11 protein-coding genes are annotated in these 13,257 nt (G+C 74.7%); 4 read left to right on the forward strand and 7 right to left on the reverse strand.

From position 1 onward, the window contains the following. Nucleotides 1–30 precede the first annotated feature (30 nt). Both V6U89_RS03690 and V6U89_RS03695 read right to left on the reverse strand, forming a co-directional pair. Nucleotides 31–576 (reverse strand): TIGR00730 family Rossman fold protein, encoded by a 546-nt coding sequence (locus tag V6U89_RS03690; RefSeq protein ID WP_334569161.1) that lies wholly within the window; start codon nucleotides 574–576, stop codon nucleotides 31–33. A gap of 3 nt (nucleotides 577–579) precedes the next feature. Next, nucleotides 580–1,479 (reverse strand): TIGR00730 family Rossman fold protein, encoded by a 900-nt coding sequence (locus V6U89_RS03695; protein ID WP_334569162.1) that lies wholly within the window; start codon nucleotides 1,477–1,479, stop codon nucleotides 580–582. A gap of 156 nt (nucleotides 1,480–1,635) precedes the next feature. On the opposite strand from V6U89_RS03695, the gene V6U89_RS03700 reads away from it, so the two are divergent. After that, nucleotides 1,636–1,794, forward strand: coding sequence for a hypothetical protein (locus V6U89_RS03700; protein ID WP_334569164.1), 159 nt, complete (start codon nucleotides 1,636–1,638; stop codon nucleotides 1,792–1,794). A 206-nt stretch (nucleotides 1,795–2,000) separates the two neighbouring features. On the opposite strand, the gene dapE is transcribed toward V6U89_RS03700, so the two are convergent. Further along, the gene (gene dapE, locus V6U89_RS03705; protein WP_334569165.1) at nucleotides 2,001–3,074 is read right to left on the reverse strand and encodes a succinyl-diaminopimelate desuccinylase; all 1,074 of its coding nucleotides are present in this window, start codon (nucleotides 3,072–3,074) and stop codon (nucleotides 2,001–2,003) included. 80 nt (nucleotides 3,075–3,154) lie between these two features. Between dapE and dapD the strand changes: the two genes are divergently transcribed. Then, a complete protein-coding gene (gene dapD / locus V6U89_RS03710) occupies nucleotides 3,155–4,114 on the forward strand; it encodes a 2,3,4,5-tetrahydropyridine-2,6-dicarboxylate N-succinyltransferase (RefSeq protein WP_334569166.1) in 960 nt (319 codons plus the stop codon). 84 nt (nucleotides 4,115–4,198) lie between these two features. On the opposite strand, the gene V6U89_RS03715 is transcribed toward dapD, so the two are convergent. Continuing rightward, nucleotides 4,199–7,561, reverse strand: coding sequence for a S8 family serine peptidase (locus V6U89_RS03715; RefSeq protein ID WP_334569167.1), 3,363 nt, complete (start codon nucleotides 7,559–7,561; stop codon nucleotides 4,199–4,201). A 140-nt stretch (nucleotides 7,562–7,701) separates the two neighbouring features. On the opposite strand from V6U89_RS03715, the gene V6U89_RS03720 reads away from it, so the two are divergent. Both V6U89_RS03720 and V6U89_RS03725 read left to right on the forward strand, forming a co-directional pair. Continuing rightward, the gene (locus tag V6U89_RS03720; protein ID WP_334569168.1) at nucleotides 7,702–8,259 is read left to right on the forward strand and encodes a sugar O-acetyltransferase; all 558 of its coding nucleotides are present in this window, start codon (nucleotides 7,702–7,704) and stop codon (nucleotides 8,257–8,259) included. Between the two features lie 94 nt (nucleotides 8,260–8,353). After that, nucleotides 8,354–10,936 (forward strand): hypothetical protein, encoded by a 2,583-nt coding sequence (locus V6U89_RS03725; RefSeq protein ID WP_334569169.1) that lies wholly within the window; start codon nucleotides 8,354–8,356, stop codon nucleotides 10,934–10,936. Here the strand turns inward: V6U89_RS03725 and V6U89_RS03730 are convergent. From V6U89_RS03730 to V6U89_RS03740, 3 genes are read right to left on the reverse strand one after another with little or no spacing between them, the layout of a single operon-like run. Continuing rightward, on the reverse strand, nucleotides 10,913–11,560 hold the full coding sequence (locus V6U89_RS03730) for a nucleoside/nucleotide kinase family protein (protein ID WP_334569170.1): 648 nt from the start codon (nucleotides 11,558–11,560) through the stop codon (nucleotides 10,913–10,915). The two genes, V6U89_RS03725 and V6U89_RS03730, sit on opposite strands and share 24 nt — an antisense overlap. Next, nucleotides 11,560–12,201, reverse strand: a complete 642-nt coding sequence (locus tag V6U89_RS03735; RefSeq protein WP_334569171.1) for an SIMPL domain-containing protein — start codon at nucleotides 12,199–12,201, stop codon at nucleotides 11,560–11,562. Before V6U89_RS03735 ends, V6U89_RS03730 begins: the two co-directional genes overlap by 1 nt. Before the next feature lie 4 nt (nucleotides 12,202–12,205). Further along, the gene (locus tag V6U89_RS03740; RefSeq protein ID WP_334569172.1) at nucleotides 12,206–13,252 is read right to left on the reverse strand and encodes a prephenate dehydrogenase; all 1,047 of its coding nucleotides are present in this window, start codon (nucleotides 13,250–13,252) and stop codon (nucleotides 12,206–12,208) included. Nucleotides 13,253–13,257: the final 5 nt, after the last annotated feature.

Here is a 13,257-nt window from a genome sequence, read left to right on the forward strand (position 1 = left end):
CAACTTCATGATCAACGGGCGGACCCAGGGTCAGGTGAGGCGGGATTCGAGAAGGTCGAGGGCGGCGGGGACGGTGTCGGCGATCAGGAGGAGATCGAGGCCGGCGGGCTTGAGGAAGGTCTGCTCTGCCAGGGCGGCGAGCCAGTCCAGCAGGGGGCGGTAGAAGCCGTCGGTGTCTACCAGCACCATCGGCTTGGCGTGCAGGGCCAGCGTGGCGGTGGTCCAGACCTCGAAGAGCTCGTCCAGGGTGCCCAGCCCGCCCGGCAGGGTGAGGAAGGCGTCCGACTTGTCGACCATCAGCGTCTTGCGGCTGGCCATGCCGTCGGTGACCAGCAGCTCGTCGGAGGCCAGGTCGGCGACCTCCAGGTCGACCAGCGCCTGCGGGATCACCCCGAGGGTGCGCCCGCCGGCCGCCCGCGCGCCGTCGGCCAGGGCGCCCATCATCCCGACGCAGCCACCGCCGCTGACCACGGTGTGTCCGCGCCGGGCGAGCTCCGCACCCGTCTCGGCCGCCAACTCCAGCCAGCGCCGGTCGAGGGTACGGGAGGAGGCGCAGAAGACGCAGATCGCCGCCACGGCTCAGCCCCGCCGGCCCGCGCCCGACCCGGTCGGGCCGGCCGGCCCGCCGCCCGGTGCACGGTTGCCCCCGCTGTCCGCGGCGGCCTGCTGGTCGGCGGCGGTCCGCGCGACGGCCTCCTCGCGGACGGCCTCCTGCTCGGCGGAGAGGGCGGCCTCGGCCTCGACGATGTGCCGGACGGCGGCGTCCACGTCGTCGGTGAGGCAGATCAGGTCCAGGTCGACCGGCCCGATCTTGCCCTCGGCGGCCATGCTGTCCCGCAGCCAGTCGAGCAGCCCCCGCCAGTACGCGGTGCCCATCAGCACCACCGGGAACCGGGTGACCTTGCCGGTCTGCACCAGGGTGAGCGCCTCGAAGAGCTCGTCCATGGTGCCGAAGCCGCCGGGCAGCACCACGAACGCCTGGGCGTACTTGACGAACATGGTCTTGCGGGCGAAGAAGTACCGGAAGTCGATGGCCAGGTCGACCCAGTCGTTGAGCCCCTGCTCGAAGGGGAGTTCGATGCCGAGCCCGACGGAGAGTCCGCCGGCGTCGCTGGCCCCCCGGTTGGCCGCCTCCATCACACCGGGCCCGCCACCGGTGATGACGGCGTACCCGGCCCGGGCCAGGGCGGCCCCGAGTTCCCGCGCCAGCCCGTACTCGGGGCTGTCCGGGGTGCTGCGGGCGGAGCCGAAGACGCTGACGGCGGGCGGCAGGTCGGCCAGGGTGTCGAAGCCCTCCACGAACTCGGAAAGGATCCGCAGGGCGCGCCAGGCGTCCTTGGTCTTCCAGTCGCCCCGGCCCCGGGAGTCGAGCAGCCGCTGGTCGGCGGTGCTCGTCGGGATCGCGCCGCGGCGCAGCGTGACCGCGCCCCGGTGCCGCTCCGGGTCGCGGCCCGGCTGCCGCCCGTTGCTCTGGCTCATGGGAGCAACCGTAGTGGAGCGACACCGGCCGGGGGTGGCGCCCGGCGAGCCGGAGAAATAGTTCGCGATCTTGGGCAACTAATTCTGTCGCCCGTACGTCTTACTATTCACATACCGGGTATGCCCCGGTCGCGCGCCTTCGGGGGAGGAGCAAGCGTGATCAACAACAACGAGCGGATCCGGATCCGCCGGCAGATGCAGCGCCGCATCCGTGACGTGGTGGCCGAGCGCCGCCGCGCCCGACAGCTGGAGTCCCCGGCGGCACCGACCGCCGATCCCGAGTCCACCGACTCCCCTGCCCTCACCACCGCCTGACACCCACCCCACTCCAAACCCCGCGACCCGCACCCCGCCGGCCCCGCCGGCGCTCTGGGTGATCAAGAGGTTTGCGTCACCCGAAGGGCCTCTCCTGACGCAAACCTCTTGATCACCGAGCCGGGCCGGAACCGGGCCGAGCGGAACCGGGCCGAGCGGAACCGGGCCGGGGCGCGGGTGAGCGGGGCCGGGCGCGCGGGGTGGGGTCAGGCGGAGGCGAGCCAGCGGTGCAGGGTGGCGGCGCCGTCGCGGATCTTGGTGATCTCGACGTGCTCGTCCTTGTGGTGGGCGAGGTTGGGGTCGCCGGGGCCGAAGTTCAGCGCCGGGATGCCCATCGCCGCGAACCGGGCCACGTCCGTCCAGCCCAGCTTGCCGATCGGCGCGGCGCCGACGGCGGCGAGGAACTCCTGCGCCGCGGGCGACTCCAGGCCGGGGGCCGCGCCCGCCGCCGCGTCGGTCACCGTCAGGTCGAAGCCGGCGAAGACCTCCCGCAGGTGCGCCTCGGCGGCCGCCGGGTCACGGTCCGGGGCGTACCGGTAGTTGATCTCAATCTCACAGTGGTCCGGGACGACGTTGCCGGCCACCCCGCCGGTGATCCGGACGGCGTTCAGCCCCTCCCGGTAGTCGCAGCCCTCGATGGTGACCCGCCGGCCCTCGTACGCCCCCAGCCGGCGCAGCACCTCGCCCGCGCCGTGGATGGCGTTCACCCCGTGCCAGGAGCGGGCGGCGTGAGCGCGCTCGCCGTGCGTGGTGACGACCGCCCGCATGGTGCCCTGGCAGCCGGCCTCGACGATCCCGTACGTCGGCTCCAGCAGCACCGCGAAGTCGGCCTCCAGCCACTCCGGGTGCGCCTGCGAGACCAGGGTGAGCCCGTTGTACCTCGACTCGATCTCCTCGGCCTCGTAGAAGAAGTACGTCACGTCGTAGCGCGGGTCGGGCAGGGTCACCGCCAGGTGCAGCGCGAACGCCACGCCGGACTTCATGTCCGAGGTGCCGCAGCCGTACATCAGGTCGCCGCGCATCGTCGACGGGAAGTTGTCGTTCAGCGGCACCGTGTCCAGGTGGCCGGCGAGCACCACCCGCGACGCCCGGCCCAGGTCGGTACGGGCCATCACCGTGTTGTTGTGTCGGAACGTGGTCAGGTGCGGCACGCCCCGCAGCACCTCCTCGACGCAGTCGGCGATGGCCTTCTCGTTGAGGGAGACGGACTCTATGTCGACCAGGGCACGCGTCAGCGCCACCGGATCAGCCAAGACCTCGGGGGTCAGCGGGTTCTCCATGCTGGGCACGGTACCGTCAAATTCGGTGCGCGCGGGCAGTGAGCCCGCCTGCCCAGCAGCCGCGAACGAGAGGTGTAACAGTGACGTCCGCAGTACCCGCCTGGGGCATCGGCCTGGCCACCGTCACCGCTGACGACCAGGTGCTCGACACCTGGTACCCGACCGGCAAGCTCGGACTCGGCGAGCTGCCGCTGGTACCCGGCGAGGACCAGGGCGACGTCCTCGACCTGCCGCCGGGCGCGATCGGCGAGCGGGCGCTGCCGGGTCTGCGTACCGTCGAGGTCACCACCGTGCTCGGCTCGCTGGACGACCCGATCAAGGACGCCGCCGACGCGTACCTCCGGTTGCACCTGCTCTCCCACCGCCTGGTGCGGCCCAACGAGGTCAACCTGGACGGCATCTTCGGCAAGCTGGCGAACGTGGCCTGGACGTCGGCCGGGCCGTGCCCGCCGGAGCGGGTCGACGAGCTGCGGGTGATCGAGCGGGCCGCCGGCCGGTACCTGGCGGTGTACGGAGTGGACAAGTTCCCCCGGATGACCGACTACGTGGTCCCCTCCGGCGTGCGGATCGCCGACGCGGACCGGGTCCGGCTCGGCGCGCACCTGGCGGCCGGCACCACCGTGATGCACGAGGGCTTCGTCAACTTCAACGCCGGCACGCTGGGCACCTCGATGGTCGAGGGGCGGATCGTGCAGGGCGTCCTGGTCGGTGACGGCTCCGACATCGGCGGCGGGGCGTCGATCATGGGCACCCTCTCCGGCGGCGGCACCGAGAAGGTCAGCATCGGCGAGCGGAGCCTGATCGGCGCGAACGCCGGCGTCGGCATCTCGCTCGGCGACGACTGCGTGGTCGAGGCGGGCTGCTACATCACCGCCGCGTCGAAGATCACTCTGCCGGACGGCCGGGTGGTCAAGGCCCGCGAACTCTCCGGGGTGGACGGCCTGCTCTTCTGGCGCAACTCGGTCACCGGCGCGCTGGAGGCGAAGCAGCGCACCGGCAAGGGCATCGAGCTGAACGCCGCCCTGCACGCCAACGACTGACGGACCGGCCGGGGCCGGGGCGAACCGCCCCGACCCCGACCGGCGTCCGGGCCCACGGCGGTGAGACCGCGGGCCCGGCGTCGCTCACCGCAGGCGGTACGCCTGGACGATCCGCTCGGTCACCGTGTTGCCGGCGGTGTCCCGGGCGGTGGCCCGCAGGGACACGTGACCGGGGCCGGCCGGGTGCCGCAGCAGCGCGACCCAGCCCTTCCCGGGCACCCGCAGCACGGCGGCCTTGCGCCAGGTCTCACCGCCGTCGTACGAGGCGTCGACGGTCAGCTTCTCCACCCCGGCGGCCGGCGCCCCGGGCTGCCGCTGCACCTGCACCGGCACGGCGAAGAGGCGGCCGGCCGGCGCGCTGTTGTCGACCCGCAGCGGCGGGGCGAAGCGCACCGCCATCAGCGGCAGCCGGGCCGGGGTGTCACCGGCGACGTGACCGGACCGGAAGGTCCACGTCGACTCCACCTCGGTGCTGAGGTCGGTGAAGCTCCGGGTGGCCGACACCGTCAGCTTGTAGTCGGCCGCCGCGGCCGGCACGGTGAACTCGCCGTAGCCGGCGTACTCGCTCTCGCCGACCAGCTTCCCGTTGCGCCACAGGGCGGTCCGGGCGGTGTCGGTGACCGACCCGCCGGGGTGCCCGGCCGCGTCGCTGTGCACCGGCAGGCCGACGAAGATGAGGTCCCCGGTACGGCTGACGCTCTCCTCCGGCCAGCGCGGGGCCGGGAACGACGGCCCGTACGGGGCCTGGTTCCAGGTCTCGTGGACCGTCCGCCCCGCCTGGTACGCGGTCGGCACGGAGAACAGCGCCGCCTTCGGGTTCAGCCAGCCCTCCTCGTCGATCACCCCGAAGTCGATCTCGGACTCCCACCGCACGCCCCTGGTGTTGTAGTGCTCCACCCGCTCGCCGGGTACCTCGGTGGGCAGGACGATCGCCGAGGCCCCGGTGTTGTACTCCAACTCCGCGATGACGATCCGCTCGGCGACCATCCCCGGGTACCCGCCCCGGAACCGGTGCACCACGGTGGCCAGGTCGCCGGCCCGGTAGTGCCGGACGAAACCGGTCGGCATCCGGCCGGGGACCGCCTCGCTCAGCGCGTACAGGTAGGGGCTGCTGGCGGCCTCCCGGTCGGCCCACTGGCTGCTGATCGTCGAGACGAACCGGTCCGCGGAGACCGGGCTGCCGAGCTGCGCGGTGGTCAGGCCGGCGAAGCTGTCGGCCCAGAGCCCGAAGCCGTAGCTGCTGCCGTCGTCGCCGAAGAAGACCGCGCTGACGTCGATCAGCAGCGGAGTCGCGTCCCGCTTCGGGATCGTGGTCAGGACCGGCTTGCCCCGCCGGGCGTCCACGGTGAGCGAGAGGTCCCGGTCGACGGTCAGCTCCGGCTGGGCCAGCATGGTGAGCCCGCCGGCTTCGCCCTCACCTGCGGCCTCGAAGATGAGCGTGCTCAGGCCGTAGCGCCCCTTGGGCAGTCGTACCTGGGCCACCCCGTCGGGGTCGTAGGCGTCCCGGATGTCGAAGCGGTCCAGCCCGGCCAGGCTGGTGTAGTAGCCCCCGGTCGTCCCGCCGGACCGGTCCAGGTGGGTCAGCGTCAGGGTGTAGCTCTCCACCTCCCGGTTGACCGCCACCGGGGTGACCGCGACGGTGGCGCCGGAGCGGGCGACGACCCGGCCGGTCCAGTAGCCGTCGGCGGCACCGAGCCGGGTGTCGGCGGTGACGGTGGTCTCCGCCCGGCCGCCCGCGGGCACGGTCACCCGGGTCGCGCCGAGGCGGAACATCCCGGCCGGCGCCGGCTGGCCACCCGGACCGGTGATCTCGGTGCTCAGGTCGAGCGTGACGGCGGTCGGGCCGGCGTTGCGCCAGGCCACCGTGCGCGTGATCGGCGCGTCGTCGCCGTGCGGCCAGAGCGCGCGGCCGAAGGACACGCTGACCGGGTCGCTGGTCACCTGCTGGCCGATCGCGCGGGTCAGGTCGACCCGGCCGGCCCCCTGCTCGTACGCGGTCTGCGCCGGGTGCGGCTTCGCGGCGGCCATCAGGGTCGCCTTGAACTGGCCGGCCTTCCAGTCCGGGTGCTGCTGGGCCAGCAGCGCCACCGAGCCGGCCACGTGCGGGGTGGCCATCGAGGTGCCGGAGAGCGCGACGTACTTCTCCCCCACCGGGTCGCCGATGCTGCCGGTGGCCGACCGGGCGGCGACGATGTCGACGCCGGGCGCGGTGATGTCGGGCTTGATCGCGTCGTCGCCCACCCGGGGGCCCCGGCTGGAGAACTCGGCGAGCTGGTCGTCGCGGTCCACCGCGCCGACGGCGAGCGCGGCGTCGGCGCTGGCCGGGGAGCCGACGGAGGCGTCCGACCCGGCGTTGCCGGCGGCGGTGACGAAGAGGGCGCCGGTCTGTGCGGTCAGCGTCTGCACCGCCTCCTCCAGCGGGTCGACCTCGGGGAAGTCCCAGCCGCTGAGGCTCATGTTGACCACGGTGGCCCGCTTGTCGACGGCGGCCCACTGCATCCCGGCCAGGATGGCCGAGTCGGTGCACCCGATGTCCTCGCAGACCTTGCCGTTGAGCAGCGTGGCATCCGGCGCGACGCCCTTGTACCGCCCACCCGACGCGGCGCCGCTGCCCGCGATGGTGGAGGCGACGTGGGTGCCGTGGCCGACCGTGTCCCGGTCGTCGGTGACCTCGGTGAAGTTGCGCGACTCGGCCACCTTGCCGGCCAGGTCGGGGTGGGTCGTGTCGACGCCGGTGTCCAGCACCGCGACGCTGACGCCCTTGCCGGTGAAGCCGGCCGACCAGGCGGTGGGCGCCCCGATCTGCGGGACGCTGTGGTCCAGGGTGACCCGACGCCGGCCGTCGAGCCAGATCCGCTCGACGCCCCCCGCCGCGCCGAGTCGGGTGCCGGTGGAGCCGGTCGTGACCGCCGACCACACCTGACCGGCGGTGGACTTGCCGGCGGTGAGTGCGGCGCCGCGGATCGCCGGCAGGTCCCGGGTCACCCGGGCGCCGGGCAGCGCGGCCACGCCGCGTCGGGCCTCCCCCGAGGCGTACGACACCAGTAGCGGCAGGTCGTCACGGCGGGCGTCGTCGTAGCCGGCGGAGATCAGCTCGGTGACGTCGAAGAGTCGCCGGTCGACCCGGCCGGCACGGATCAGCGCCAGCGCGTCCTGCGGCACCACGGTGAGGTGCCCGCGCTCCCGGCGTACCAGGAATCGCACCTCACTCCGGCCGGCGGCGGGCCGGACGGCGGCGTCGCCGGAGCCGGTGACGGTGACCCGGTCCCCGGTGACCAGGGTGACGGTGGTCGACGCGCCGGTCGGGCTGGACGGCTTCCCGGCCGGTCGGGACGCCTCGGCGCCCGCCGGTGCGGTCGGTGCGGCGGCCGAGGCGGCGGCCGGGGTGCCGAGCGCCAGGCCGAGCACCAGCCCGAGTGCGGCGGTCTTCCTTCTGGTTCTGTGCAACGGATCCTCCTCGTGAAGCGTCTTCATAGACGGGAGTCGCATTGACGGAGACCAGAATTACATACCGAGTATGCACAGGGAAAGTCCGGAATATGACGGTCCCCGCCCCTGGCGGGGGCCCGACCGGCGATGATCGCCCGGTGGCGTCCATGCGGGAACGAATGCTGGCCGGCGAGCCCTACATCGCCAACGAGCCCGAGATCGTCGCCGACCTCGACCGCGCCGCCCAGCTGATGGAACGCTTCAACACCACCGCCGCCACCGACCCGCAGGGGCGCCTGGCCGCGCTGCGCGAGCTGCTCGGCTCGGTCGGCGAGGACACCTGGATCCGTCCGCCCTTCCACTGCGACTACGGCTGGCAGATTCACCTCGGCCCGCGCTGCTTCGTGAACTTCAACGCGGTCTTCCTCGACGTCGCCCGGATCACCATCGGCGCCGACGTCCAGATCGGACCGAACGTCCAGCTGCTCACCCCCACCCACCCGATCGAGCCGGGCCCGCGCCGGGAGAAGTGGGAGGCGGCGAAGCCGATCACCATCGGCGACAACGTCTGGCTCGGTGGCGGGGCCATCGTGCTCGCCGGAGTGACCGTCGGCGCGAACACCGTGGTCGGCGCCGGCGCCGTCGTGACCAAGGACCTGCCACCGAACGTGGTCGCCGTCGGCAATCCCGCCCGCCTGGTGCGCACCCTCGAATAGCCGCTTGAGCTGCTGAAACAAGCAGACACACGGGTGGCCGGAACCGCGCACCAGGGTGCACTCTGGGTAGTGAGCGCGACACCAGGGGGCACGGATGGGCGATCGGGTGCTCGAACTACGGGTGCACGGGGTGTCCAACACCCCGCCCGACCAGCTCCTCGGGCTGCGGCCCGAACCCGCCGGAGCCGGCCCGCAACCCGCCCTGGTGGCCGGCGGCAAGGTCACCGGCTGCTACCGGTCCACCTCCGCCGGCCCGGACGACCCGATCACCGTCGAGGCGTACAGCTGGGGGCAGCTCACCTCCGGCGCGCGGACCGCGCGGGACGTCGAGCAGGCCCTGTGGACGGTGCTGCTCCCGTTCACCCTGGCCAACGTGGCCCTGCACGCCCGCCCCGACATCCCGCCGGACCCGCGAACGGAACACTGGGCCAGCCGCTCCGGCATCGCCGCCTGGCTGATCCGCCTCTTCTGCCTCAGCCTCACCGCCACCCTGGCGATCACCCTGACCGGCGTCGGCGTGGACCTGATCGCCTGGCAGTGCGTGGACCAGGACTGCCTGGGGCGCGTGCCCGGCCCGTGGGAGTTCCTCGGCCGCGGCTGGTGGCGGGCCGACGCCCACGCGCTCGCCGTCGGACTGCTGCTGCCGCTGGCCGTGCTGGCCGTGCTCGGCATGGTCGCCTGGCGCACCTACCAGTACGAGGCCGAGATGCCCGCCGAGCCGCGTCCCGCCCGCCGACCCGCCGCCGCCGGACCGGAGGTCGTCCCGCCCGCCGACCCGCCGCCGGCGGCGAACCCGTTGCAGGACCCGACCTTCTGGTGCGGCGAGGGGCAGCTGCGCCGGGCCGCCGTGCTGCACCTCTGCACCGGAGCGGCGATCGCCGCGTCGGTGCCGATCGCGGCGGTGCTCGTGATGGACCCGCCCCGGGGTACCCGGGCGATGGTCGCCTGGCCCACCGTCGCCGCCCTCGCCGCGGTGGTCGGGACGGCCGTCGTCGCGATCGGCCGGCCCTACCTGACCCGACGCCGCGGGGACACCCCGTTGGGCCGGTGGAGCACCGCCGTCGGGTCGCTGCTCGGCCTGGGGCTGGCCGGAACCTTCGTGCTCCTGGTCCTGCCCGACGGGCCCGCCGGGCGACCGCTGTCGCAGTTCCGGCTGCCGGCCGGCTGCACCGCGGCCCCCGACACGCCGGGCTGCCTGGCCGACCGGTCGCTGCCCGGGTACGACACGGCCGTCGCCTGGCTGGCCGCGTACCAGGTGCTGCTGCTGATCGCCATCGGCGCGGTCACCCGGTCGGGGCGACGCGCGCTGCTCGCCCCGGTCCTCGGCGCCGCGCTGCTGCCGCTCGGGGTGGGCTGGATCGAGGGCGGGCTGCCCGGGCTGCCGGCCGCCCCGCGGGGACTGAGCAGCTGGATGCTCGCCGTACCGGCGATCGCGGTCGCCGCGACCGGCCTGCTGCTGCCCCGGACCCGCGGCGACGCCGACCGGCAGCCCCCCGGCCCGTACACCGACCTGGCCTGGGGTGGTCGGGGCCCGGCCCTGATCGCCGGCGCCGGCTGGATGATGGCCATCGCCTACGGCGCCGGGCTGCTGCACCGGGTCGCCGAGCGGCTCAACGGCGACGCCGGGCCCGAACGGGTGATGCCGCCGCCGGCGGTGTTCTGGGCCGGGCTGGCCTTCGCCGTGGCGGTCGCCGCCCTCGTCGGCACCGGGATCCGCGCCGGCCTGCTCTTCAGCCGGCTGCGCCGCCAGGAGTACGCCGCGCTGACCCGGCCCGGGACCGTCCACTCCGCCCATGACCGGCGGCGCTGCCGCGACGTCAGCGGCTACCGGGCCCTGCACCGGCTGGTCGGCGAACACGCCGTCCGGCTGGTCGGCTGCTACACGGCAGTGGCGATGGTACTTGCCGCCCTCTGCTGCGCGGCGGCGCTGTCCCGCAGCCGTCCCGGCCCGGGGTCCGCCGTCGGCTGGCAGGCGGTGATCCACACCGTCGCGGACGTCGGCGACACGATGCTGGGCTGGCTGCCGGTGGTGGTCGCCGGGGTGGGGCTGCTGGTCTACCGCAACGACACCGTCCGCCGCTCGGTCGGCGTCGTCTGGGACGTCGGCACCTTCTGGCCCCGCGCCGCGCACCCACTGGCCCCGCCGAGCTACGCCGAGCGGGCGGTGCCCGAACTCCAGACCCGGGTCGCCGGGATCCTCGCGCTGTCCGAGCACGACCCGCGCCGGATGGACGGGGTGATCCTCTCCGGGCACAGCCAGGGGACCGTCATCTGCGTCTCGGTGCTGCTCCAACTGCCGGCCCGCTGGCACCGGCGGATCTGGTTCTTCTCCTACGGCTGCCAGCTCACCCGGCTCTACGGCCGGGTCTTCCCGGCGTACTTCGGGCCGGACCGGCTCCGGGTGCTCGCCGGCGCCCTCACCCGGCCCGACGGGTGCGTCGCCTGGACCAACTTCTGGCGCCCCACCGACCCGCTCGGCTGGCAGGTCACCGCCGGGGAGCGGGAGGTGCCGGTCGTCGACCCGGAGGCGCTGCATCCCAGCGGCGGGGAGATCGCCGACCCGCCCATCCGCAACCACAGCGGATATCCGGAGGCGGTGGAGTTCCAGCGGGAGCGGGCCATGGCCGCCCGGCTGCTGCGGCGCGGCGTCCCGTCACCCCGGCGGGGGGTCGGTTAGGCGTACCACCAGGTCGGCGTGGTTCGCGGTGTCGCGGACCAGGGCCGCGTTGGTCTCGTCGCTGCCGTACGCCCAGGCCGCCGCCTGCTCCGGCGTCCGCCCGTACGCCTCGTGCCGGGCGACGAGCCGGCGCAGCCGCGACTCCGCGTCCAGGTCGACGAACCACGCCTCGTGCAGCAACGCCCGCACGTCGTCCCACGGCGGGTCGCTGAGCAGCAGGTAGTTACCCTCGGTCACCACCAGCCGGACCGAGGGCGGCACCTCGATCGCCCCCGCCACCGGCTCCTCCAGGTCCCGGCGGAACAACGGGGCGTAGACCGCGGTCGGCTCCAGCCGTCGCAGTCGGCGCAGCAGCGAGACGTACCCGTTGGCGTCGAAGGTGTCCGCCGCGCCCTTGCGCGCGGCGCGGCCCAGCCGCTCCAACTCGGCCTGGGCCAGGTGGAAGCCGTCCATCGGCACCAGCCGGGCGGCCGGGCCGATCGCCGCGACGATCCGCTCGGCGAGAGTGGACTTGCCCGCCCCGGGCGCCCCGGCGATGCCGAGCAACTGCCGGGGCCCCGCCTCGGCCAGGGCACGGGCCCGGGCCACCAGGTCGTCGAGCGGGAGCGGGATGGCCTCGGGCATCAGGGCAGTACCGGGTCGCTGACGGTGAACCGGGCCCGCACCACGGCGTGCACGGTCTGCGGCTGCGGGTCGAGTTCCAGCTCCGGCGGCGCGCCCTTCGCCATCCGGTGGGAGAACGCCGCGCCGGCCATCGGGGCGAACCCCTCCTCCGCGTCGGCCAGCTCCAGCAGGGCGGTGACCCGGGCGCCCAACGCCTCGGCGTACTCCCGGGCGCGGCGCAGCGCGTCGGCGATGGCGGCGTGCCGGGCCTCCCGGTGGGCCGGGCTGTCCGGCCGCAGCGACCACCACGGGCCGGCCACCTCGACCTGCTCCTGGTCGGCCAGGCGGAGCATCAGTTCGGCGAGGACGGCGAAGTCGGTGACGGTGACGCTGGTGGTGACGCTGCCGTGGTAGCCGACCACCCGCTCGCCGGAGCGGTTGGTCTCGGGGCGTACCCGCAGGTCGCCGGCCTCCCGGCGGTCGAGCGCGGCGGCGTGCTCGTCGAGCAGCACCCGCACCGCGGCGGCCCGCTCGGCGAGCCGGGTCAGGGTGACCTCCCGGTCCCGCTCGCGGGCCGTCGCGGTCACCTGGAAGCGGGCCAGCTCGGGCGCGACCTCGCGGTACGCCTCACCGCGCACCGCCACGACCGGTCCGTCCGTCACGCCCTCACCCTAGCGGCGGGCCCGGTGGGCCGCCCGGTTCCACGGCCAACCGGCGGGCCACGTACTCGACCTGGTCACCGGTCGTCCGGCACCCGTCGAGGTACCCGCCGGCCGCGCCCAGCTCGAGCAGGAAGCGCAGCTCCGCGTCCCCGCTGCCGGCCAGCGGGAAGGCCCGCCGCAGCTCGACCGTCGGCCGGTCGGCCAGCGCGGCCCGGGCGTCGCGGCCCTCGCCGTGCCGGGCGGTGAGCGCGGCTCGGTCGTCGTCGCGCAGCGCGGCCGCCAGTTCGTCCAGGAAGACCGTGACCGAGGTCAGCGCAGCCAGCACCTCCGCCCGGTTGGCGAGCAGCATGTTCGCCGTCCGCTCCGGCGGCGTGCCGGCGACCCGGGTGCCGTCGCGGAAGCTGCCGGCGGCGAGGCCGAGGACGGCGTCGCGCAGCGGGGAGCGCTCGGCCGCGCCGGCGAGGGCGCCGGCGAGCAGGTGCGGCACGTGCGAGGCGAGCGCGACGACCGCGTCGTGCCGGTCGGCCGCCATCGGCACCACCCGGGCGGCGAACACCTCCATCACCAGCGCGGCGAGCCGGCGGAAGGCGGCCAGGCCGGGGCCGGGCGCGGGGCAGAGCACCCAGGCCGCGTCGTCGAAGAGGCCCGGCACGGCAGCGGTCAGGCCGGCCCGGTCGGTGCCCGCCATCGGGTGGCCGGGGACGAAGCGGTGGGTCAGCCCCTGCGCGGCCGCGAACGCGGCCAGCTCGGCCTTGGTGCTCCCGACGTCGGTGAGCAGGCAGTCCTCGCCGGTCGCCGCGGCCACCTCGACCAGGGTCCGCGGCAGGGTGGGCAGCGGCCCGCAGAGGAAGACCACGTCCCGGTCGGCCACCGCGTCGACCAGACGCTCCGGTGCCGGTACGCCGACCCGCCGGGCCTGCCGCCGGGTGGCCTCGTCCGGGTCCCAGCCGGCCACGTCCAGCCCGGCGGCGTGCAGCCGGAGCAGCACCGACCCGCCGATCAGCCCGGTGCCGACCACCGCCGCCCGGACCACGCCGCCGGCCCCGCCCATCGGCC

This window comes from Micromonospora sp. CPCC 206171 (assembly GCF_036906755.1).
GTDB classification, from domain to species: Bacteria; Actinomycetota; Actinomycetes; order Mycobacteriales; family Micromonosporaceae; genus Micromonospora; species Micromonospora purpureochromogenes.